This window comes from Shewanella hanedai (assembly GCF_007197645.1).
Classification (GTDB): Bacteria; Pseudomonadota; Gammaproteobacteria; order Enterobacterales; family Shewanellaceae; genus Shewanella; species Shewanella hanedai.
Genome location: NZ_VKGK01000010.1, coordinates 1 through 22,420 on the forward strand (window position 1 = coordinate 1; position 22,420 = coordinate 22,420).

19 protein-coding genes and 1 other RNA gene are annotated in these 22,420 nt (G+C 43.1%); 9 read left to right on the forward strand and 11 right to left on the reverse strand.

The window, feature by feature from the left end; genetic code table 11:
- Positions 1 to 912: 912 nt before the first annotated feature.
- An RNA gene (ffs, locus tag FN961_RS09805) (signal recognition particle sRNA small type) lies at positions 913 to 1,009 on the reverse strand.
- A 154-nt stretch (positions 1,010 to 1,163) separates the two neighbouring features.
- Positions 1,164 to 1,484, reverse strand: a complete 321-nt coding sequence (locus tag FN961_RS09810; protein WP_144040008.1) for a ComEA family DNA-binding protein — start codon at positions 1,482 to 1,484, stop codon at positions 1,164 to 1,166.
- Between the two features lie 389 nt (positions 1,485 to 1,873).
- On the opposite strand from FN961_RS09810, the gene FN961_RS09815 reads away from it, so the two are divergent.
- The gene (locus FN961_RS09815) at positions 1,874 to 3,268 is read left to right on the forward strand and encodes an SLC13 family permease (RefSeq protein WP_144040009.1); all 1,395 of its coding nucleotides are present in this window, start codon (positions 1,874 to 1,876) and stop codon (positions 3,266 to 3,268) included.
- A gap of 69 nt (positions 3,269 to 3,337) precedes the next feature.
- On the opposite strand, the gene FN961_RS09820 is transcribed toward FN961_RS09815, so the two are convergent.
- The 6 genes from FN961_RS09820 to pspA form a co-directional block, all read right to left on the reverse strand.
- The gene (locus FN961_RS09820; protein ID WP_144040010.1) at positions 3,338 to 4,516 is read right to left on the reverse strand and encodes a trans-sulfuration enzyme family protein; all 1,179 of its coding nucleotides are present in this window, start codon (positions 4,514 to 4,516) and stop codon (positions 3,338 to 3,340) included.
- Positions 4,517 to 4,623: 107 nt separating this feature from the next.
- Positions 4,624 to 5,721, reverse strand: a complete 1,098-nt coding sequence (locus tag FN961_RS09825; protein WP_144040011.1) for a TIGR01620 family protein — start codon at positions 5,719 to 5,721, stop codon at positions 4,624 to 4,626.
- 40 nt (positions 5,722 to 5,761) lie between these two features.
- Positions 5,762 to 7,216, reverse strand: a complete 1,455-nt coding sequence (locus tag FN961_RS09830) for a YcjX family GTP-binding protein (RefSeq protein ID WP_144040012.1) — start codon at positions 7,214 to 7,216, stop codon at positions 5,762 to 5,764.
- A gap of 49 nt (positions 7,217 to 7,265) precedes the next feature.
- On the reverse strand, positions 7,266 to 7,664 hold the full coding sequence (gene pspC, locus FN961_RS09835) for an envelope stress response membrane protein PspC (protein WP_144040013.1): 399 nt from the start codon (positions 7,662 to 7,664) through the stop codon (positions 7,266 to 7,268).
- Positions 7,665 to 7,718: 54 nt separating this feature from the next.
- Positions 7,719 to 7,949, reverse strand: coding sequence for an envelope stress response membrane protein PspB (gene pspB / locus FN961_RS09840; RefSeq protein ID WP_185972768.1), 231 nt, complete (start codon positions 7,947 to 7,949; stop codon positions 7,719 to 7,721).
- A gap of 20 nt (positions 7,950 to 7,969) precedes the next feature.
- Positions 7,970 to 8,662, reverse strand: coding sequence for a phage shock protein PspA (pspA, locus tag FN961_RS09845; protein ID WP_144040014.1), 693 nt, complete (start codon positions 8,660 to 8,662; stop codon positions 7,970 to 7,972).
- Between the two features lie 178 nt (positions 8,663 to 8,840).
- On the opposite strand from pspA, the gene pspF reads away from it, so the two are divergent.
- From pspF to FN961_RS09885, 8 genes are all read left to right on the forward strand, one after another.
- Positions 8,841 to 9,920, forward strand: a complete 1,080-nt coding sequence (pspF, locus tag FN961_RS09850; RefSeq protein WP_144040015.1) for a phage shock protein operon transcriptional activator — start codon at positions 8,841 to 8,843, stop codon at positions 9,918 to 9,920.
- 85 nt (positions 9,921 to 10,005) lie between these two features.
- A complete protein-coding gene (locus FN961_RS09855) occupies positions 10,006 to 11,649 on the forward strand; it encodes an ABC transporter substrate-binding protein (protein ID WP_144040016.1) in 1,644 nt (547 codons plus the stop codon).
- Positions 11,649 to 12,680, forward strand: coding sequence for an ABC transporter permease (locus tag FN961_RS09860; RefSeq protein ID WP_144040017.1), 1,032 nt, complete (start codon positions 11,649 to 11,651; stop codon positions 12,678 to 12,680). Before FN961_RS09855 ends, FN961_RS09860 begins: the two co-directional genes overlap by 1 nt.
- Positions 12,667 to 13,557, forward strand: a complete 891-nt coding sequence (locus FN961_RS09865; RefSeq protein ID WP_144040018.1) for an ABC transporter permease subunit — start codon at positions 12,667 to 12,669, stop codon at positions 13,555 to 13,557. The genes FN961_RS09860 and FN961_RS09865 overlap by 14 nt, the downstream gene beginning before the upstream one ends.
- A 16-nt stretch (positions 13,558 to 13,573) precedes the next feature.
- Positions 13,574 to 14,587, forward strand: coding sequence for a peptide ABC transporter ATP-binding protein (locus FN961_RS09870; RefSeq protein ID WP_144040019.1), 1,014 nt, complete (start codon positions 13,574 to 13,576; stop codon positions 14,585 to 14,587).
- On the forward strand, positions 14,562 to 15,350 hold the full coding sequence (locus FN961_RS09875; protein WP_144040020.1) for a peptide ABC transporter ATP-binding protein: 789 nt from the start codon (positions 14,562 to 14,564) through the stop codon (positions 15,348 to 15,350). The genes FN961_RS09870 and FN961_RS09875 overlap by 26 nt, the downstream gene beginning before the upstream one ends.
- A gap of 111 nt (positions 15,351 to 15,461) precedes the next feature.
- A complete protein-coding gene (gene fabV, locus FN961_RS09880) occupies positions 15,462 to 16,664 on the forward strand; it encodes an enoyl-ACP reductase FabV (RefSeq protein ID WP_144040021.1) in 1,203 nt (400 codons plus the stop codon).
- A gap of 142 nt (positions 16,665 to 16,806) precedes the next feature.
- Complete coding sequence (locus FN961_RS09885) at positions 16,807 to 17,016, forward strand: TOBE domain-containing protein (RefSeq protein ID WP_144040022.1); 210 nt, start codon at positions 16,807 to 16,809, stop codon at positions 17,014 to 17,016.
- Positions 17,017 to 17,396: 380 nt separating this feature from the next.
- On the opposite strand, the gene FN961_RS09890 is transcribed toward FN961_RS09885, so the two are convergent.
- The 3 genes from FN961_RS09890 to lon all read right to left on the reverse strand — a co-directional run bounded on the left by FN961_RS09890 (position 17,397) and on the right by lon (position 22,359).
- On the reverse strand, positions 17,397 to 19,256 hold the full coding sequence (locus FN961_RS09890) for a SurA N-terminal domain-containing protein (RefSeq protein WP_144040023.1): 1,860 nt from the start codon (positions 19,254 to 19,256) through the stop codon (positions 17,397 to 17,399).
- 214 nt (positions 19,257 to 19,470) lie between these two features.
- Positions 19,471 to 19,743, reverse strand: coding sequence for an HU family DNA-binding protein (locus FN961_RS09895; RefSeq protein WP_144040137.1), 273 nt, complete (start codon positions 19,741 to 19,743; stop codon positions 19,471 to 19,473).
- Between the two features lie 258 nt (positions 19,744 to 20,001).
- Positions 20,002 to 22,359 carry an endopeptidase La gene (lon, locus tag FN961_RS09900; protein WP_144040024.1) on the reverse strand — a complete coding sequence of 786 codons (2,358 nt, stop codon included), beginning with the start codon at positions 22,357 to 22,359 and terminating at the stop codon, positions 20,002 to 20,004.
- Positions 22,360 to 22,420 lie beyond the last annotated feature (61 nt).

Genomic DNA, 22,420 nt, shown 5'->3' on the forward strand with positions numbered 1-22,420 from the left:
AGGTACAATATATCAATCAGTCACTCTACAATCAGAAATATCTGGGTAAGAGAAAAACTGAATACTAAGGTGTTACGGATCGAGCGTGCAGAGGGATTGGTGAAAACGCCGTAGTGAAAGTGATATGAATGGGCTAAACTCGATAATGCAAAACGACAAAGTCCCGCGGTAATTAACCCGTCAGTATCCCTCGGTAATCACAGCCCAAAACCTCAATCGAAGAGATAAACAACTAGGTGTGAACGCGGCTGTGACCTTCCGTGACATGGATGTCACGGCAGAGCCCACAGGGATTGTGCTTGCGGCGTGTCGCAGAAGTGTTTACACATTAAGCGAGCCGCAGGCTATAGATTAGAGATGAAGTCATGGTTGATCATAAGCCAACCAAACTGCAAACCTGTTCAATGAACCTAACCTAAAAGATATTTGAAATTTGCTATCAGGCAAGTCAGCAAACTTTTGTCCAAAAATAAGCAATAACCAAAATTTCAAATCGAAGAGATGAACAACAGGGTGTGAACACGGCTGTGACCTTCCGTGACATGGATGTCACGGCAGAGCCCACAGGGATTGTGCTCGAATGATATCCTATCTAAAGGCCAGTTCGACATCCGTGTCTCTCGTTCATTAAACTCAGAAACTGAAAGTTTCTATTCACCGTGTCACAGAAGTGTTTACACATTCAGCGAGCCGCAGGCTATAGACAACAATGAAATTATGCTTATTAGCAAAAAAATCAAATAACGAACCAGTCTAATGAAACCAACTTAAAGAATAGTAAGATGAATATATAAATTTGGGAATAGAGCAGAAGGTATTTAGCATATAACAGTGCAACCAAGTGTATCACTTGAGCTGATTTTGATTTAAATTGAGCTAATAAATTGGTGTGCTAGGAGGATTTTGGAGGTTCCCCTAGAGCCACACCCCGGCACATGAGTCGCCTGCTGCGGTTGCTCCCTTCCGGGTCTGGCCGAGTTCACAAGTTATCATTGCGGGGGGACCCTAAGGTCACCATTGCTTTCGCTAGGATTTCTCCTCTCGAACGCCGAGCATTATCTACTAAGCCCGCCCCGCAATCAAGTCCTTAAACGACCCATAGAGCAAGATAATGTTCAACTGCTGGTTCTATAAGCAAATTCATCTAATTATTGGCCTTTATCTTATAAAACAATGACTGACTTGTTTTTTTCAACCAACTTGGCACCAATGCCTTTGACCTGTTCCAGCTCAGTAATCGCCTTAAACTCACCATTCGCTTTCCTAAACTCCACAATGGCTTTTGCTTTCGACTCTCCAATGCCCTTTAAACGAGCAAGCTCTGACACACTTGCCGTATTAATATTCACACTGAGTAATTGTTGATTAAGTGACGATGTTGGCTGCTTAACTGCCTGCGAAACATCTTGCGGTTTCTGCCCCGCTTCAGCATTCAATGAGCAAACAGCTGTTAATAACAAACCGATAATGACGTGATATTTCATAGTGAAACTCCTTTATTAATCCATATGTATATAGCCGTTAATCCATTGATCCTTGGCTAAGTTACAAATGTAGACCAGAGTCTCAAATCCTGCCAATGTTTGAGCACAACCAATCAATAGCACCACGAACATTGACGAGTATCACGAATTTACACTTTGAGGTACTTTCATTTTTTTCAGTTAACGAGTCTAATGAGAGTGCTTTGAAATTTAATAAGATCGGTTTAAGACAACATTCCCGCACCAAGATCACAAAATTAAGATTTACGAGTAGTTAAGCGCGTTTTCGCCTTAAATTTTAGTCATTAATTCACCATCAAAAATATTTTATTGATGGTAAACATTCAGCTAATGTGACAAACATAATAATAACCACAAGGGACTGTTACATGTCGATTGAACAAACCGAAGGACCGTTAGCGACTCCTGCACCTGATAATACACAAAACAAGAAACGACTCATTCTACTCGCTGATATCGCACTGTTTTTACTGCTGTATAATTTTCTTCCATTCGAACAAGGGATCAATACTGGCTTTTCTGTATTGATTTTTATTGCAATTCTATGGCTCACAGAAGCGATCCACATCAGTATAACCGCCATACTGGTGCCAATTCTCGCGGTAACTTTAGGTATTTTTGAAACCAAATCGGCGATGAGCAATTTTGCTAACCCGATTATCTATCTCTTTTTTGGTGGATTTGTACTCGCTGCAGCACTCAATCATCAAGGCATCGACAGATTGATTGCCCAAAAGGTGTTAACGGCCTCAAAAGGGAAGCTCAGCCTAGCCTGTATGTTTCTATTCGGCATTACCGCTTTTCTCTCAATGTGGATAAGCAATACGGCAACAGCCGCGATGATGCTGCCACTTGCTTTGGGGATACTGAATCAACTCGACTTCAAGGAGCATAAGAATACCTACCTGTTTATGCTCTTAGGCATCGCTTATTCTGCCAATATAGGAGGAATAGGCACACTTGTCGGCAGTCCACCTAATGCGATTGCAGCTGCACAAGTAGGCCTGAGTTTCAGTGACTGGTTAGAGTTTGGATTAATTACGGTCGCCCTTATGCTACCCAGTATGTTAATCGCGCTTTACCTTTATCTAAAACCTGATTTAAGCGTTGTGTGTGAATTGACTCAGACACAAACCAAACTGAGTGGCCAGGCAAAGTTGACCCTATTTATTTTTACCGCAACCGTTTGTTGTTGGATATTTAGCAGGCCGCTTTCACAAGCGCTTGGCGGCATCGCACAATTCGACACGATTGTGGCTTTAGGAGCTGTCGTCTTACTGGCTGGCCTTGGACTCGTGGAGTGGAAAAAAATTGAACGTACCACGGATTGGGGAGTATTAATCTTATTTGGCGGCGGATTGACATTAAGTGCCATATTAAAGGCGACTGGAACCAGCGTTTTCTTAGCCCATTGGGTCACAGATATTTTTGGTAATACGCACATGGCGTTATTTATCTTCGCCGTCATCTTCTTTGTCATCATGCTAACTGAATTTGCCAGTAACACAGCAAGCGCGGCTCTTTTGGTTCCAGTTTTTGCAGCAATTGCCGAAGCCCTCGGTCTATCACCAGTGATGTTATCGGTATTAATCGGCATCGCAGCGTCGTGCGCCTTTATGCTGCCTGTAGCCACTCCGCCTAACGCCATTGTTTATGGTTCAGGGTTTATTAAACAATCGGAGATGATGCGTGCAGGTGTGATAATCAACTTTATCAGTATGATTGTGCTTTATATCATCGCCCATGTATTCTGGGAGTTCTGATACCAACCAGTATAAGATCTAAAAAATAAGGCTCAGTGCATTTAGTCACTGAGCCTTAAATTTAATTTGCTACACCAAACTTAGCGCTTTATCTAAATCAACAATCAAGTCTTCGACAGACTCAAGTCCTATCGATACACGTAGAAGGTTCTCGCTAATGCCCGCAAGCTCTCTTTCCTCCTCTGTATATGTCGCATGCGTCATCGAAGCTGGATGTTGTATCAGGGATTCTGCATCACCTAAGCTTACGGCAATCGAGAATAGCGTTAGACTGTTGATGAACGTCAGAGATTGATCCATTCCTCCTTGAAGTTCGAACGCTATCACCCCGCCAGCTCTTTTCATCTGTGTACCGAGTAAAGGATAACCGCTGTGTCCTTCAAGCCCTGGGTAATAAACCTTGGTCACCTTTTGATGCTTCAAAAGATAGTGAGCCACACGCTCAGCATTATCGCAATGACGCTCTAATCTAACATCTAAGGTTTTCAGACCTCTTAAAATCAACCAAGCATCATGGGGTGATAAAACGCCACCGAGATCTTTAAGAGTTTCATATTTAATCTTTTCTATTTGTTCGTGACTGCCACAAATAATGCCTGCAATAACATCGCCATGGCCATTGAGATATTTAGTCGCGCTGTGAACAACCAAATCGATTCCATGTGTTAACGGCTGCTGAAGCAACGGAGTCATAAAGGTATTATCGACAATACTGACCAAGTTATGATTTTTCGCTATGACCGCAATGGCGTCCAAGTCGAATACATCAAGATGAGGATTAACAGGAGTTTCACAGAACAGTACTTTTGTTGTCGGTTTGATTGCTGCCGAAATTGCAGACAGATCATTAAAGTCAACGAGAGAGACCTCAATGCCAAAGCGTAAGAATTGTGATGTCATTAGCGAAAACGTACAGCCATAAACGGCTTTGGAAGCAACAAGGTGATCGCCTTGTTGTAAATTAGCCAAAAGAGCAGATGAAACTGCAGCCATCCCCGACCCTGTCGCCGCGGCGGCTTCAGCGCCCTCCAGCTCTGCCATTTTACGTTCAAGCTCAGCCGTTGTCGGATTGCCTAAGCGGGTGTAAATATAGCCGGGTTGCTCTCCTGCAAACCTCTCTCCACCTTGCTCTGCAGTATCAAATACGAATGTGGCACTCTGGCATAAAGGGGATACAAGTGCGCCACAGCTGCTTCTGATATGTCCTGCGTGGATAACTTTTGTGGCTAACTTCCATTTATCTTGCATAAATCTCTCCGAGGTCAATCATTCACGGTTGGTTTTATAATTGATGTGAATGAATGACTAACCTTGAACCTTTATGACCTTCGGAGTAAACCAAACTGAAAAATTAATCAATCTCGACTTGTAAAATCTTTGTTACGAACAACTGTTTTTGTCATTATTTCTGATGAGAACTCCTTCAGCTCTAATAACAACTCTTTATGGATACCGGCAAGCTTTGGCCTTGTTCCCTCTTTAAATGAGATTGGCCGACAAAGCGCCATCGCTTGGTAACCCAACCTGGCCGTTAATAGACCTCCACCGAGTCCTTGACCTAACCTTGCAGATAACTTCCCGGTCATCTCTACTGACAGTAGTTGAGTCCCGAGATCCGTTGCGATTTCGCTGGCTCCAGCATAAACGATATTAACAATCACCCCTCTGATTAGCTTAACTCGACTCCAATAACCTAGCTCTATTCCATAACAATCGGCAATGTTATAAATCATGCGTTGATTGCGCCAAAGAATAATCGCCATGTCAACCACCGCCAGTGGACTTGCAGCTAATAATAACGCGGATTCCATAGCAAAACGCCGAACCATTTTCTTGGCTTTTAGATCTCTTTCAGACAAAACCAACTCATCAAATAATATGAGTTTTTCAGCATCATTTTGCTCATCTCTGACGACCGATAAGTAAGCTTCAAGTGGGACCTCACTTGGCAGTTTATTGATTATCTTATTGATAAACTTGTCCGCTTCCCCTGATTGCACACTTTGCGATAATCTATCGCCTATCTGCTGGCTCTCTTCTACTGATTTAAGCCTAACAAGCTTACGCCACTCACTGACACCAATACTCCCAGCCCATAACAACAGTGCCGAGATAACAAAGGAGTAGAGGCCAAATAACCATGGGCTTTCAACCCATGCATTTTTAAGGCCCAACAAGGTTTCTGTCGCTAAGAGTAAGCCTAATCCCAACACAGACAGTTTCGCTAATAAGGACCATTTTCTGCTGCGTTTAGATTTATGCTTCATCGACCCCATTTCAGCCTGTATAACGCGCGCGATCTCATCATCACTGACATGAGGTTCGGTGCTTACTTCTGGAATAAATCGCAGTTCATCCTCATCGAAATGCTGTGCACCACGCAATGGTGATTCAACCACATCTGGATCAGTATCAAAACGCTGTGATTGTCTTAAACGGGTATTATCTTCCATTTGCACTCTCAAATTTACGTAAACAGAACAGGTGTTCTGCTTACTTTAACTTATCGCCCAAAATATACTGTAGAAGGTGATCTAGGCGAATATGATCAAAGTTGGCCCCTTTGGATTCCGATCCCATTTGCGGAGGCGCGAACTGTGTAAAATCAAATCCTTGTGCATCCCAAAACTCATCTTTAGGTAAATGCTTTGGCACCTCTCCAGGATAAAGCGTCGCCATCTCACCGGTAGACAACTCCCGGCCATGAACCACTTCAATGTCGGCACTTCCAGATTTGACCATGGCATGCTTAGTCGCTTTGATGGCACTTATCGCCATAATTTCAACATCACAACCTTCAAATTTTGCTTGTTTCTGGCTCTGCTTTACCAATTGGGTCAGCAATGACAGTACATTGCCTTGTTGATCACGGGTGACATGATCCACTTTACTTGCCGCAAACAGTAACTTATCGATTCTTGGAGAAAACAAACGCTTTAACAAGTTAGATTGACCAAACTTGAAACTCTCCATAATGCCATTGAGTGCTTGAGTCATATCATCGAATTGCGCTTTACCTCTATTCAAAGGCGTAAAGCAGTCGACCAATAAAATTTGACGGTCAAACTTGGCAAAATATTCTTTATAAAAAGGGGTGATCACCCTAGATTTATATTCATTAAAGCGGGTTGTCAGTACATGGTATGCCGTGCCTGCATCATCTTTCTCACGCGCTGCTAATACTTCATCATTGATACCAAAAAGAGGAAAAAATGCCAGAACAGGTGCATCGACTAATTCACCCGGAAGTAACATCCGCCCAGGCTGAGCATAATAAAACCCATGTGTGTTAACGCTATCTAGCAATACTTGCTGATATAGAGCCGCCAGTTTCTTTAACTCAGCTTCATCCGCTTTGGCACTGAGATCTAGCGCCCCTAGGGCTTCAGAAAATGCGGGGTAGAATGTCGAACGCTTTAGTATTGATTCCCGTTGGCTTTGTACCATAGACCACTGCCGATAAGACTGTTTTAACATTGGCAGGTCTAGCAACCACTCACCAGGGTAATCCACGATATCGAGGTATAAAGTCGCGCTATCGGTTAATTTTGCCAAAATTCCCTTTTGGGGCTGATAACGGATGGCTAACCTAAGTTCACTGATACTTCGGGTGGACGCTGGCCACTGTGGTGGAGAAAGGCGCAATGCACTCATTGCTTGTTCGTAATCAAAACTCGCAACGGTTAAATCTGGCTGTAGATCTCGCTTCACACCGTATAAACGGTCTTCACGACTCACCTGCCACAGGGGTAATTTATTGTGTTCTCCTACCAGACCAGAATTGAGTAGTTGATCCACAAGCCCGGTAATAAAAGCCGTTTTACCCGCCCCTGAAAGTCCGGTGACAGCCAAACGTACATGTCTGTTTGAGGTGCGATGGGCAAGTGCTTTTGTGGTATGAGAGACTTGTTGAGTTAACTTAGATAAAGAGCGGTTTATACGACTCATAGACCATGCTTAAAAGTTATCTGGGCGGAGTGTCCGCCCATTGGAGTGATTAAAGATTATTGATTTCTTGTTTGAGATCGAAATTATCAGATGTGACGTGTCGTTCCAACTTTTGAAGTCTTGACTCAAGACCACTAAACTTTTCACTGACATCTCGAAGTGCCATCTTAGCAGACTCACCTGCTTGCCAAACTTTTTTCTTAACTTCAATATCTTTGTGTGCTTTAACATCCGACTTTTCAGTGCCAGGCTTCGCATCCAATATAACCCACAATAAGATGTAGATGAATAATACGGGTCCACCACCACCTAAAAGAAATATAGATGCAGCGGCAACACGCACCAGCCAAGTTTCAAAATTAAAGTAATCGGCTATTCCTGCACAGACACCGGCAACTTTACCTGACTGGGGGATACGATATAAAGTACGTCCATTTGCTTGACTCATATTAACTCCTCCAATATAAACGGGGCTTGCAATGATGTAATAACCAGATAATGGTTAATCATCACGCGTCCTCCACTGCGGTGCTTCTGTGTCTAAAATCGCTTCCAATGTATCGATACGCTGAGCCATTTTATCGGCTCTGGTAATGAGTTCATTTAGCTGTGCATACTCTTCTTCAGTAAGTCCCTGGCTCACTTGGCGCTTACTGCGGTAGTGAAGAATCAGCCATATGGGTGCAACGATTATTAGAAAAATAATAATTGGAGCCACTAAAATATCTATCATAACTCACCTCTGAATGGTTACTATTTTGTTGTTTTAGCTTTTGCCTTCGCCTTTTCAGCATTTAATTTAGATTTCAATGCTTCAAGTTCTGCTGACACTGAATCTTCAGCTTCTAGCGCTGCAAACTCATCACTCAAACTCTTCTGGTTACCTAAGTCATAGGCGTCTACCTGAGACTCTAAACCTTCAACACGACGCTCATATTGTTCAAACTTACTCATCGCGTTATCAATTTTGCTCGAATCTAACTGCTTCTTTACTTCTAAACGTGAACTTGCAGTCTGCTTGCGCATAATGATGGTCTTTTGACGAGCTTTGGCATCAGCCAATTTCTCTTGTAGCAGGTTCACTTCCTCTTTAAGGCGGGTGATTTGCTCTTCAACAACCACTAACTCTTGCGTTAACGTTGTGGCAAGTTCTGTTGCTTTCTGCTTTTCGATTAACGCTGCTTTAGCCAAGTCCTCACGATCTTTTGATAATGCTAACTCAGCTTTATTCTGCCAATCTTCAACCTGCTCCTGCACCTTAGCGATACGACGAAGTAGCTCTTTTTTCTCAGCGAGTACTTTAGCTGAAGTAGAACGAACCTCGACCAAAGTATCTTCCATTTCCTGAATAATCAGGCGTACCATTTTTTCTGGATCCTCAGCCTTATCAAGTAATGAACTGATATTTGAATTAATGATATCTGCAAAGCGAGAGAAAATTCCCATAATACTATCCTCAAAATTAATGTTGGTGTCGTAGAGTTTAATCCACTTTCCGTGCCAACTTTCAACAACTCATTAAATACAATAACTTAACCAATATATTAACTTTTTCTTTCTTTTATTAACAGAGGGGATTATTATAATTTTCACCAACTATTAGCGTTAAAGACTAAAACTTACTGTGGCAAATCAATTTCAGCAAGATAATCTTATCGGCCAGTCTAATGCCCTATTAGAAGTACTAGAGCATGTTTCTCAAATTGCGCCGCTTTCCAAGCCCGTACTTATCATCGGTGAGCGAGGAACCGGTAAAGAGCTGATCGCCGAACGACTTCACTTCTTATCAAAGCGTTGGGATCAAAACTTTATTAAGCTCAACTGCTCCTCATTAAGTGAGAACTTACTCGAAAGTGAACTATTTGGCCATGATGCTGGTGCATTTACTGGCGCAAATAAAAAACATGAAGGCCGTTTTGAGCGCGCTGATGGTGGCACACTTTTTCTCGATGAATTAGCCAATACTTCAGGTTTGATCCAAGAAAAACTGCTAAGAGTAATTGAATATGGTGAGTTTGAGCGTGTCGGGGGCAGTAAAACGGTTCAAACTAATGTCAGACTCGTCTGCGCCGCCAATGAAGATCTCCCCTCTTTAGCCGAAGCCGGAGAGTTTCGTGCTGATCTACTCGACCGTTTAGCTTTTGATGTGATCACCTTGCCTCCATTACGACACCGTAAAGAGGATATAAAGCCACTGGCAGAATACTTTGCCGTAGGCATGGCCAGACAATTGAAGATGGAATTGTTTGAAGGCTTCAGCCTTTCGGCTATGCAACAACTCATGGATCACCCTTGGCCAGGAAATATACGTGAGCTGAAAAACGTTGTAGAGCGCAGTGTCTACCGTAATGCTGAAAGTGAAGCAGCCATTGAAAACATCATTCTAGATCCATTTGCATCTCCATACCGTCCAACCACCAGAGTTAAAACGATTGAACGTCAACAATCACAAGCCAACGTTGAAACGAGTAGTGTACAAACATCAACCAATGCAGAGCCGACTCAAATGAGTAGCTCCTCTTCACTCCCACCTGCGTTCCCCATCGATTTTAAAGAGCATTGTGAAGGACTTGAAGTCATCTTACTCAAACAAGCGCTAGAGGCTGGCCAATACAATCAGAAGAAAACTGCGGAATTATTAGGACTAAGTTATCACCAACTACGAGGGATATTGAAAAAATACAACCTACTGGATAAAGCATGATTTGTTTTAATAACATAAGCACATTGCTCATCTGTCTGCTGCACTGTTAAAATGATTGCCTAAGTCCAGAAAAAATGAATATTTGATGAGCATGCTGATAAAGCGTCTATCTCGATACGCCATGGTCACTTGTCTAGGCGTGCTTGCTGTAGGGTGTGGTCCCCAACGCGTACCACCAGGTTTGGTGTATTGCTCTGAAGGGAATCCAGAATCTTTTAATCCCCAGTTAGTGACTTCCGGAACAACTGTCGATGCCACATCACAACAGCTCTATAATAGCTTGGTCGATTATGATGCTAAATCGGGAAGAATTACCCCATCTCTTGCCACTGATTGGCTGATTAGTGATGATGAACTCACCTATACATTTACCTTACGTAAAGGTGTCGACTTTCACCAATCCATTGATTTCACGCCGAGCAGACAGTTTAATGCTGATGACGTACTCTTTTCTTTTAATCGAGTCATCGATACAAATCACCCCTATCATTCCGTATCAAAGACAGGTTACCCCTTCTTTCAAAGTATCGGGTTTGACAAGCAGATCAACCTCATTGAAAAAATCTCAGATGATAAAGTCGCCTTCCATCTCAACGCTCGTGATGCTTCATTTCTCTCTAACCTAGCCTCAGGATTCGCCGTTATTCTATCCGAGGAATACGCAGATGGGTTGGCCATACGCGGTGAAAAAGAAAAAATCGATAGACTTCCCATTGGTACAGGTCCATTTCAACTCATTAAATATGTGAAAAACGAGTATATTCGTTACCACAGAAATGAGCATTATTGGCGCACTTTACCGAAATCTGAAATGCTGGTATTTGATATCACGCCAAAAAGTACTTCACGATTAGCAAAACTGATCACCGGAGATTGCAGTGTTTCTGCGCTTCCAAAAGCGGGTGAACTAGAGGTTATCTTGGCCCATGATGAGTTAGTCATAGACTCACAACCCGGGTTTAATGTCGCTTTTTGGGCTTTTAATACTCAAAAACCGCCTTTTGATGATGTCAGAGTAAGAAAAGCATTAGCCCATGCGGTCGATAGAGAAAACATACTCCGTGTGGTCTACCAAAAAACAGCCGTGAATGCGACGGGATTGTTACCGCCGATGTCATGGGCATATTCAGAAAATAAGCCGATTATCAATTATGATCCCGAGGAGGCTAAGCGTCTACTCAAAGAAGCAAATATCACCAAGTTAAGCATTGATATATGGGCCATGCCTGTTGCGCGCATTTACAATCCAAATGCCTTGAAAACCGCTGAATTGATCCAAGCTGATCTGGCTAATATCGACGTAAAAGTAAATATCGTCAGCTATGACTGGAGTGTGTTTAACCAAAAACTGAGTCAACATAGTTACGACTCGGTACTCATCGGTTGGACTGCAGATAATAGTGACCCAGATAATTTCTTTACCCCCATACTAAGCTGCTCATCAGTAACATCGAGCAGTAATCGCTCTCGTTGGTGTCACCCAGATTTGGATCTGATTTTAGCTCAAGCACGATCCACTACGAACATAGAGGAGCGGAAAAAATTCTATCAAGCAGCTGAGGCCATTTTTGCGTCACAGCTTCCTATGCTCCCACTCGCCCATGCAACAAAACTCGCATTTAAGCATAAGGGCGTCAGCGAAATGGAGTTAACACCCTTTGGGGGCATTTCATTCACGGGAACGGAAGAAAGTGCTAATCAGAATAAACCCAAAGAGGAGCTAAGATAATGGTCCGCTATCTGTTACGAAGGCTGAATCTGTTTTTAGCCACCTCATTAGTGCTATTTATTGTGTTATTTATTGTGACCAACCAGTTCCCTGTTGAACAACGATTCGCACTCACAGGCATACAGTCACCTAATGCCCAACAAATTGCCCAAATAGAGACTGATTTTAATTTAAATAGCGGCGTTTTTAATCAATTCATCGCCTATCTACAACAAAGACTCAGCGGTAACCTTGGTATTTCAGCCACCTCTCAGCGACCTGTCGCCGATGAGCTGGCGTCAGTGCTTCCAGCCACTTTTGAACTTGCTGCCGTATCAGGAACGCTCGCGCTAATGTTCGGTTTACCTCTCGGTATTCTCGCATCACTCAGTCGACATAAAGTGACCCAACACACCATCATGGCGATCACATTAACGGGTTACTCTATCCCAGTATTCTGGTTAGGATTAACCTTATCTCTTTGGTTCGGTGTTGAGCTGGGCTGGCTCCCCATCTCCGGACGACTCAATCTGCTCTATGAGATAGAACCCGTTACTGGTTTTATGTTAGTCGACACCTTATTATCCACATCGCCTTACAGTACCTCAGCATTTTTCGATGCAGTATTGCATATTATTTTGCCCGCTATCACTCTCGCTGTTTTACCTTTTACGGTTGTCGTCAGGATCACTCGTTCCGCGATGATGACCATCATGGATCAAACCTATATAAAGGCAGCTGAAGCAAGAGGTTTGCACACGTCCAGAATCGTATTGCGACATGCTTTACCAAACGCTGTGATCCCTGTGATAAAGAGTTTAGGCTTGATGTTAGGCTCGTTTGCGAGTTATGCCATGGTCGTGGAGGTCATTTTTGCTTGGCCAGGGATCGGGTCTTGGCTCGTCGCTGGAATATACCAGCGAGATTACACTGTTATTCAAGGTGGCGTACTCGCGGTAGCTCTGATCATCATCTTTCTCAGCATCATGATAGAAGTGTTACACACAAGCATTAACCCGCTTAGTAGGAAAGAACTTTATGCCTCAAATTAAGGTCTATCAGGGAGATGAAATTCCATCCCCAATGCGCAAAATCTGGCTCACCTTTGCTGACAATCCGTTTGCATTTGCAGGTTTATGGGCTGTTGCTGGATTTTTATTACTGGCAGTGTTTGGTCCTTTAATCGCCCCTTATAGCGCGGAACATCAAGATCCACAGGCGCTATTATTAGCACCATCTTGGGATCCGGCCGGCACGGTAGAACACTTTCTAGGAACTGATGATCTAGGAAGAGATATCTTTAGTCGACTACTCCATGGCGCCCATCTCACATTTGGCGTGGCATTAGGCATAGTATTAACCTCACTTGTACTTGGTTTTATCATTGGTTCAATTTCTGGCATGATGAAAGGGTTAAAGTCGAGTATTTTGAGCCATCTTCTTGATGCCTTGCTCTCTATTCCTTCCCTCTTGATGGCTATCTTAGTCGTCGCCGTAATGGGACCAGGACTGAATAATGTCTTTTGGGCCGTGGGCATTGCGCTCACTCCCCAATTCGTTCGTGCGATACATCAAGCTATACATGAAGAGCTGCAAAAAGAGTATGTCAAAGCGGCCAAGTTAGATGGCGCAAACCCAATACAAATATTCTGGTATGTGATCATGCCAAATGTGTGGGATACGGTTATTATTCAAACAACATTAGGGATCTCAGCAGCAATATTGGATATTGCAGCACTGGGGTTTCTGAACTTAGGGGCACAAGCACCGAGTCCGGAATGGGGTGCGATGGTCTCACAGGGAATGGATAACATTTTAACCGCCCCTTGGACAGTGACAATTCCTGGGGTTGCTATTTTGTGTAGTGTCCTCGCCATTAATTTAGTCGGTGACGGCTTAAGATCGGCGCTGTCGCCGATCAATAACTAAGTCTCTATTAGATATTATGCCTCTACTCGATATTCGTAATTTAACCATAGAGCTCGATACACCTCACGGGCGTGTCAAAGCACTCGAACGAGTCAGCCTGACCATTAATGCCGCTGAAATCCACGGACTAGTCGGTGAGTCTGGTTCTGGCCGTAGTTTGCTTGCTCGAGCCATACTGGGGATCCCTGGGCATAACTGGAGCATTACAGCTGATCGTATGATGTGGGATGGGCGTAACTTACTTGAGATGAGTTCAAAGCAACGGCGTAATTTGATGGGCAGCGAGATATCCATGATATTCCAAGACCCTTCAAGTAGCCTAGATCCTGTCATCAGTGTCGGCGCGCAGTTAATTGAATCAATGCCTGCACATAAGCAAACACCATTTTGGCGCAGAACCAAGAAGAAAAAACAAACCGCCGAAAAGTGGCTTCATAAAGTTGGGATTAAAAATACCGAACGAGTGATGTCGAGTTATGCGTGGGAATTGTCTGAAGGTGAATGTCAGAAAGTCATGATCGCAATGGCTGTTGCCAATCAACCTCGATTACTCATCGCCGATGAACCGACAAACTCCATGGAAATACAAACTCAAGCACAGATCTTCAGACTCTTGAGTAAACTGAACCAACTTCAAGGTGTATCAATACTGCTTATCAGCCATGAGTTAGAGACCTTGTCCATGTGGTGCGACCAACTGTCGGTTATGTACTGTGGCCAAATTATGGAGTCAGGACCAACGTCAGAGATCGTCGCTCAGCCCTATCACCCTTACACTAAAGCCTTACTAGATAACATTCCAAACTATTCAGGCGAGATGAACCATAAGAGTATCATGCCGACCTTGCGGGGATCTGCTCCAGCGTTGCAGCATCTTCCCATTGGTTGCCGATTAGGTCCCAGATGCCCCGAAGCGCAGAAAAAATGTGTGAATAAGCCCAACCTTTGCCACAAAAAGAATCGCTATTTCGCATGCCATTTTCCGTACCATGAAGAGCAATGTAATGACGAGTCCACTGCTTCAAGTTAATAAGTTAAGTAAACGTTTCGAGACGGGTTACAAGGGATTCAAGCGTACTTATAATCAAGCGCTACACCCGGTTTCATTTGTTTTGAACAGAGGTGAGACCTTAGCCATTGTCGGTGAAGCAGGCTCAGGTAAAAGTACGCTTGCCCGTATTTTGGTCGGCGCTGAAGTCAGAACAACCGGAGAAATCCTCTTTGAAGGTGAAGCCTTAGAGCTCAGAAACCTCAAACAAAGGTGTAGGTTGATTAGAATGATTTTCCAAGATCCTAATACCTCACTTAACCCCAGATTAACCATTGGGGAACTTCTCGATGAACCGTTAAAGTTCAATACTGATCTCGACGTTCAAGCACGAAAAGCACAAGTCATAGATACATTGAGAAAAGTTGGGTTATTACCTGAACATGCTGAGTTTTACCCTCACATGATTTCAGAAGGCATGAAACAGCGAGTCGCCGTTGCGCGTGCGTTAATGCTGAATCCAAAAATCATCATCGCAGATGAGGCCTTAACAGCACTCGATCTTTCGGTTCGTTCTCAAATTTTAAACCTGCTACTGAAATTGCAAAAAGAGATGGGACTTTCCTATATTTTTGTTTCCCACAACCTAAGTATTATTAGGCACTTCAGTGACAAAATAATGGTGTTACACAAGGGTGAAATGGTTGAAAAGGCCACAACAGAAAATCTGTTTAATTCACCTCAACATGAATACACACAAAGATTACTCCAACAACAAGACTTACTGAACCATAAGCGGGGATGATTGGTATCACTGCTCCAACCACTCACTATTTAGGGATATTTAATCAAAAAAAAGTGTCTTTTTCCCTTTGATTAATTATCCTATCGACACTTTTTAAAGAGAAGCAGAAAAATGATAATTAAACCTAAAACACGTGGCTTTATCTGTACCACCACTCATCCTGTCGGTTGTGAGGCCAATGTACTCGAACAAATCAATACAACTAAAGCTAAAGGTGCCATCAAAAATGGACCGAAAAAAGTATTAGTTATCGGTTCTTCTAGTGGCTATGGTCTATCTTCACGTATCGCTGCTGCATTTGGTAGTGGGGCTGCAACTCTAGGTGTCTTTTTTGAAAAGCCTGGAACAGGAAAAAAGCCAGGTACAGCAGGTTGGTATAACTCAGCAGCATTCGATAAGTTTGCAAAAGCTGAAGGTCTATATTCTAAAAGCATCAATGGTGATGCGTTTAGTCATGAAGCAAAACAGAAAGCGATAGACATCATCAAAGCTGATCTTGGTCAAATTGATATGGTGGTCTACTCACTCGCGTCTCCTGTGCGTAAACTGCCTGACTCTGGCGAGCTTATTCGCTCATCGCTTAAGCCTATCGGCACGACTTACACTGCAACGGCTGTTGACACCAATAAAGACTTAATCATCGCAACTAGCGTAGAGCCAGCAACAGAGCAAGAGATCCAAGATACTGTCACAGTGATGGGTGGAGAAGATTGGGAGCTTTGGTTAGCAGCCCTTTCCGACGCTGGTGTACTCGCTGATGGCTGTAAGACAGTGGCATACAGCTATATAGGCACTGAACTGACTTGGCCTATCTACTGGCATGGTGCTCTTGGCAAAGCCAAAATGGATTTAGACCGTGCAGCTAACGCATTAAATGACAAGCTATCTGTCACTGGCGGTAGTGCTAATGTTGCAGTGCTTAAAAGCGTTGTGACTCAGGCTAGCTCAGCCATTCCTGTCATGCCTCTTTACATCGCTATGGTCTTTAAAAAAATGCGCGAAGAGGGATTGCACGAAGGATGTATGGAACAGATTAATCGTATGTTTGCGGAACGTTTATACCGTGAAGACGGCCAAGCTCCAAAAGTCGACGATGCCAATCGCTTACGTTTAGATGACTGGGAACTGCGCGAAGAAATTCAGCAACATTGCCGCGACTTATGGCCATTAGTCACTACTGAGAACTTGAGTGAGTTAACTGATTATCGTGAATACAAAGATGAATTCTTAAAACTCTTCGGTTTTGGTATTGAATCTGTAGATTACGAAGTCGATGTTAACCCTGAAGTAAATTTTGATGTAGAACAGTTTTAAAAACAAACAGATACCTAGCTCAAAATAACGACTAAGATGCGTCACTTCAAAAAGTGGCGCATTTTTTTAAAAGTTAATTCCGTATTAACGCGTATTCCAATACAATTCTCGACTTAGGATTATATTAAGTAAGGTCAATAAAATGAGAATCAGCGCACGTAATTCTTTGAACGGTAAGATTATTTCAATCTCTGAAGGTTCAGTAAACAATGAAGTGGTTATCGAACTTGCACCTGGTGTTGAAATTACCTCTGTGGTAACAAAAGCATCATGTGAGAGTTTAGGTCTTGAAGTGGGTGGCAACGCTTATGCTATCATCAAGGCAAGTAATGTGATGGTTGCTGTAGATTAATAGCGACAACCAGATAGAACATTGTTCAATGCAATATACATAAAATATATTGCATTGTTTTTTCTCGTAGTACTCACACTCACTCCCCCCAAATATTAATCAGTATTTAAACCATCCCCCCTGAAAACACTCTTAACAATCTCTTCTTTAGCAATCTGAAATTAATTTAATAGCAGACATATACCTCACTATGTTGTCTCCCTCCCGACTTGTCGATCGCCTTCCCAGTGCTGGAGCGGGTTCATAGCTCTGACTGCAATGGATTGTGGAAATTTGCAATCAATATCAGGAATATCTGGCACCCTGCGATCACGGATAAATACATCGTATATAAAAAAGGCCAGCAAATGCTGGCCTTTAAATTCATACTTATTCAGATCTTATTGTATCGCTGAATAAACCACTTCACTGTTTGCTTTTAGTGTTGCTATTAGCGCACGATAGTTATCTTCACTGTACTGGGCGTTTAGCCTTTGCTTCAACGCACCTAGCATGTTGTCATCAACACCTTCGGCAGCATTCACTTTATCAAGTACAACAACAGCGTATCCAGAGGCAAGTGCAACAGTATCCACAATCGCGGTTCCATCAGGCTGCGCCATCTGGAATGCTTTGTTGATGATTGCGCCGTCAACATCTTGCTCAAAACGGCCTGCATTCACTTTAGTGATAAATTCAACATCTGTACTCGGGAATGCGGTCATGAGTGCCTGAGCTTTATCTCTGGCAACTTCATTGGCCTTTTCCTGTTGTAGGCGCTGAACGATGCTTGATTTAACCTTAGCAAAGTCAACGGTACCAGCAGCAGCGTGAGATTTGATACGAATAACCATTGCATGGTTAGCTTCAATATCAATCACATCACTGTTCATTCCGTCTAGTAAGACACTATTAGAAAATGCAGCTTTTAATACTTCAGGATTATCAAAAGGTGCAGGTGCATTGTTACGTGCAAAAACAGGCGTTGTTTTAACTTCAACACCAAGCTCTTTCGCCGCTTCGCTCAAAGTATCAGGCACTTCATAGCTGACATCAGCCAAAGTTTGTTGCAGACCAAAGTAAGTATCGATAGCCGCTTTTTCTTTTAAATCGGCAATGATTTTTGCTTTAACATCTTCAAAAGGTGCTTCTGAACCTGGCTGAACATCAATCAACTTGATGATGTGATAACCAAATGTAGTTTTAACAACAGCTGAATACTCACCATTCGACAGTGAATATAACACTTCGTCAAATGCAGGCTCCATTACACCTTGTTCAAACCAATCCAGCTGTCCACCTTGCTCACCGCTAAAGGTATCATCAGACTCTGTTTTAGCTAGTTCAGCAAAATCTTCACCCGCTTGAAGCTTGGCATAAATTGCATCAGCTTTTACTTTTGCAGCAGATTCATCATCACCTAAATTAACGAGAATATGTGCAGCTAAACGCTTTTCAGCTTTTAAATAATGCTGCTTGTTCTCATCATAGTAAGTTTTCGCATCTGCATCGCTGATAACAACATCTGTCGCCATGTCTTTAGCATTGAGTTCAATGTACTCAAGGCTAAGTGTTTCAGGGCTCATAAATTGTGCTAGGTTCGCATCGTAGAATGCTTTAGCTTCTTCATCGGTAACCACAGCTTCTGCGATAAATGGAGTCGCATCAACAGTATGGTAACGAATATCACGCGTTTGCCCCTGAATACCCGCAAGGTAATCAGCTTCTCCAGCGAGTACAAACTCAGAACCCACTAATGAAGCAACGAGTTGACGACGAGTCATATCGGTACGCATCATGTTTCTGAATGAATTTGCTTGGTAACCTAACTGACGCAAAATAGATTGATATCTGTCGTTATCAAACTGACCATCAGTTTGAAATGCAGGCTCAGTCATTATCGCTGTCTTAATCTGTTCGTCAGAAACACGTAAGCCAAGCTCTGTCGCGCTCTGATCTAATAATTTTTCAGCAACAAGACGTTCTAATACGCTTTGCTTAACACTGGCTAAGTAGGTGTCATCAGCCGCAAGTGCACCATACATCTCGCCAAGTTGTTGCTCTAAACGAGCACGTTCACTTTGATAGGCCTGTTCCAAAGCAGACTCACTGATCTCTTCACCATTAACAGTGGCTGCAGCAACCTCTGTCGATGAACCTAAATAGCTACTCACGCCAGTAAATGCAAAGGAAAGTATCACTAGAACCAGAATGCTTTTTGCAATCACGCCCTGTGAGCCTTCGCGAATCTTCTCTAACATTGGATATCTCGCTCGTTGCGATAAAAAATAAAAAGGCGCATCGCGGTGATCGAGATGCGCCTTATCGTAAACATTAGGGTCAGTAGAAATTAAAATCTAAAGCGCCCTATCATACTTAACTATTTATAAAAGCACTGTAGTAAACTGTGCTTTTGTCTCTATTTAAAAGCTCATTAAGAAAGTATGAAGCCTTACAAAAAAGGCTAAACTAATTTTAGTTTACAGCGTCTTTAAGAGCTTTACCTGCTTTGAATGCAGGAATGTTAGCTGCTGCAATCTTGATCTCAGCACCCGTTTGTGGGTTGCGACCAGTGCGCTCTGCACGTTGACGTACTTCAAAAGTACCAAAACCAACAAGAGAAATCTTCTCGCCATCTTTTAAGCCATCAGTTACAGCTTCAATGAAAGAATCCAATGCACGGCCAGCAGCGGCTTTAGAAATGTCAGCACCAGAAGCGATTTTCTCGATTAGTTCAGATTTGTTCATGTCATCCCCTTGAATGTAATTTTTGTTACGCATCCATTTCCTTCAGTGGAACGGTCTGCGGAGGCTTTTATAACAAGCTTGAAACTAAAGTTCAAGCTCTACAGAAAAAGCTAAGAAATATAATTAAAAATAGCTCAAAACCAGTTGCCCCAAGGGCTTGCGAGGTGTGAGCTTACCACAGACCTAGGCTACCACAGCTAGCGACTTTAAAAAGCCCCTTTTTGCACTTTTTTTGCAGCATTTCGCCATTTTCATGCGTTAACCCAAGTTTTTCACGATTTCAAAGCCTTCAATCGGACGTTCTAAAGCCAATTTCAGAACTTCGTCAACCCAACGTACCGGATAAATTTTAAGATCGGCAACAACATTTGCCGGAATTTCTTCCAAATCACGCTCATTTTCTTTTGGAATCAACACAATTTTAGTGCCACCACGATGAGCAGCAAGCAATTTTTCCTTCAATCCACCTATTGGTAGTACTTCACCACGTAGGGTAATTTCACCTGTCATGGCAACATCCGCTCGTACCGGGTTACCTGTCAAACTAGACACTAAAGCCGTACACATAGCAGCACCTGCAGATGGACCATCTTTCGGTGTTGCGCCTTCAGGTACGTGAACATGAATATCACGCTTTTCATAAAAGTCGGGGTTAATCCCTAATTGCTCAGCACGAGCACGAACCACTGTCATTGCAGCTTGAATCGACTCTTGCATCACATCACCCAGTGAACCGGTATAGCTAAGCTTGCCTTTACCTGGTACTGATGTCGCCTCAATGGTCAGCAGATCTCCACCCACTTCAGTCCAGGCAAGCCCTGTCACTTGACCGATTTGGTTGTTTGATTCAGCCTTGCCGTAATCGCAACGTTGTACACCCAAGAATGACTTAAGGTTATCTTGTGTCACTTCGATGTGCTTCACGCTCTTATCAAGCAAAATTTTCTTAACCACTTTACGACAGATTTTAGACAGTTCACGTTCAAGTGCACGCACACCGGCTTCACGAGTGTAATAACGAATAATGCCGATAATCGCACTATCGTGAACAGTCACCTCTTTCGGCTTTAGTCCATTACGCTCAATCTGTTTTTGCAGTAAATGCTGTTTAGCAATGTTTAACTTCTCATCTTCTGTGTAACCAGCAAGACGGATAACTTCCATACGATCCAACAATGGGCCCGGAATATTCATCGAGTTAGACGTAGCAACAAACATCACATCAGACAGATCGTAATCCACTTCTAAGTAGTGGTCACTGAATGTTGAATTCTGTTCTGGATCAAGGACTTCTAACAATGCTGATGCTGGGTCGCCGCGCATATCAGAACTCATCTTATCGATCTCATCGAGTAAGAAGAGTGGGTTCTTAACCCCAACTTTGGCCATCTTTTGAATGACCTTACCCGGCATAGAACCAATATATGTACGACGATGGCCACGGATCTCCGCTTCATCACGCACGCCACCTAAGGCAACACGTACATACTTACGGCCAGTAGCTTTAGCAATAGACTGACCTAGAGAGGTTTTACCCACACCCGGTGGTCCAACTAAACACAAAATAGGACCTTTAAGCTGTTTAACACGACTCTGAACTGCTAGATATTCTAAGATGCGCTCTTTGACTTTCTCAAGTCCAAAGTGGTCAGTATCAAGCACATCTTGTGCTTTAGCTAAGTCACGCTTGATTTTAGAACGCTGGTACCAAGGTACTGAAACCATCCAATCAACGTAACTGCGCACAACTGTTGCTTCCGCTGACATCGGCGACATCATTTTTAATTTGTTCAGCTCAGCAGTGGCTTTATCTTTAGCCTCTTCTGGCATTTTAGCGTCTTCGATCTTACGCGCTAAAGATTCAAATTCATCATGAGACTCGTCTATATCACCAAGTTCTTTTTGAATCGCCTTCATCTGCTCGTTAAGATAATACTCGCGCTGGCTCTTTTCCATCTGCTTCTTAACGCGTGAACGGATCCGTTTCTCAACCTGAAGTAGGTCAATTTCAGACTCCATCATCGCCATCAAGTATTCAAGACGCTCAGCAACATCCACCATCTCAAGTACAGCTTGCTTATCCTCAAGCTTAAGTGGCATGTGCGCAGCCATCGTATCAGCTAAACGAGGCGCTTCATCTATGCCAGATAGTGAAGTTAAGACTTCTGGTGGGATCTTCTTATTAAGCTTTATGTAGCCTTCAAATTGCCCGACAGCAGAACGTACAAGTACCTCCTCCTCTTTCTCAGCCATAGGCTCAGACTCGAGGTAGTGCGCAGTTGCAACGAAGAAAGATTCTTCATCGGTATACTTCTCGATACGCGCACGCTTGCCGCCTTCTACCAAGACCTTGACAGTCCCGTCAGGCAGTTTCAGTAATTGCAAAATTGAGGCGACTGTACCGACCTCAAAAATGTCATCGGTACTTGGGTCGTCGAGCTCAGCATCACGCTGGGCTACTAAAATGATCTGTTTATCTTGCTCCATCGCCGTTTCTAGGCAACGAATAGACTTTTCCCGTCCAACGAATAACGGAATTACCATATGGGGATAAACCACCACATCTCTTAGTGGTAGTACGGGTAGTTCGATTCGCGCTTCACTCTCTTGTGTCATAGCTCGATTCCGTTTGATGATAATACTTATCAGTATATTGGGATGAATTCATTAATTTCAA

Bases quoted from the DNA above. Each gene is read 5' to 3' on its own strand.
- FN961_RS09825 (WP_144040011.1), bottom strand. From the start codon at position 5,721: ATGGAAGATAATACCCGTTTAAGACAATCACAGCGTTTTGATACTGAT.
- FN961_RS09820 (WP_144040010.1), bottom strand. From the start codon at position 4,516: ATGCAAGATAAATGGAAGTTAGCCACAAAAGTTATCCACGCAGGACAT.
- FN961_RS09860 (WP_144040017.1), top strand. From the start codon at position 11,649: ATGGTCCGCTATCTGTTACGAAGGCTGAATCTGTTTTTAGCCACCTCA.
- FN961_RS09875 (WP_144040020.1), top strand. From the start codon at position 14,562: ATGACGAGTCCACTGCTTCAAGTTAATAAGTTAAGTAAACGTTTCGAG.
- FN961_RS09870 (WP_144040019.1), top strand. From the start codon at position 13,574: ATGCCTCTACTCGATATTCGTAATTTAACCATAGAGCTCGATACACCT.
- pspB (WP_185972768.1), bottom strand. From the start codon at position 7,949: ATGATAGATATTTTAGTGGCTCCAATTATTATTTTTCTAATAATCGTT.
- FN961_RS09885 (WP_144040022.1), top strand. From the start codon at position 16,807: ATGAGAATCAGCGCACGTAATTCTTTGAACGGTAAGATTATTTCAATC.
- fabV (WP_144040021.1), top strand. From the start codon at position 15,462: ATGATAATTAAACCTAAAACACGTGGCTTTATCTGTACCACCACTCAT.
- pspC (WP_144040013.1), bottom strand. From the start codon at position 7,664: ATGAGTCAAGCAAATGGACGTACTTTATATCGTATCCCCCAGTCAGGT.
- FN961_RS09815 (WP_144040009.1), top strand. From the start codon at position 1,874: ATGTCGATTGAACAAACCGAAGGACCGTTAGCGACTCCTGCACCTGAT.
- FN961_RS09895 (WP_144040137.1), bottom strand. From the start codon at position 19,743: ATGAACAAATCTGAACTAATCGAGAAAATCGCTTCTGGTGCTGACATT.
- lon (WP_144040024.1), bottom strand. From the start codon at position 22,359: ATGACACAAGAGAGTGAAGCGCGAATCGAACTACCCGTACTACCACTA.
- FN961_RS09855 (WP_144040016.1), top strand. From the start codon at position 10,006: ATGAGCATGCTGATAAAGCGTCTATCTCGATACGCCATGGTCACTTGT.
- pspA (WP_144040014.1), bottom strand. From the start codon at position 8,662: ATGGGAATTTTCTCTCGCTTTGCAGATATCATTAATTCAAATATCAGT.
- FN961_RS09865 (WP_144040018.1), top strand. From the start codon at position 12,667: ATGCCTCAAATTAAGGTCTATCAGGGAGATGAAATTCCATCCCCAATG.
- FN961_RS09890 (WP_144040023.1), bottom strand. From the start codon at position 19,256: ATGTTAGAGAAGATTCGCGAAGGCTCACAGGGCGTGATTGCAAAAAGC.
- FN961_RS09810 (WP_144040008.1), bottom strand. From the start codon at position 1,484: ATGAAATATCACGTCATTATCGGTTTGTTATTAACAGCTGTTTGCTCA.
- FN961_RS09830 (WP_144040012.1), bottom strand. From the start codon at position 7,216: ATGAGTCGTATAAACCGCTCTTTATCTAAGTTAACTCAACAAGTCTCT.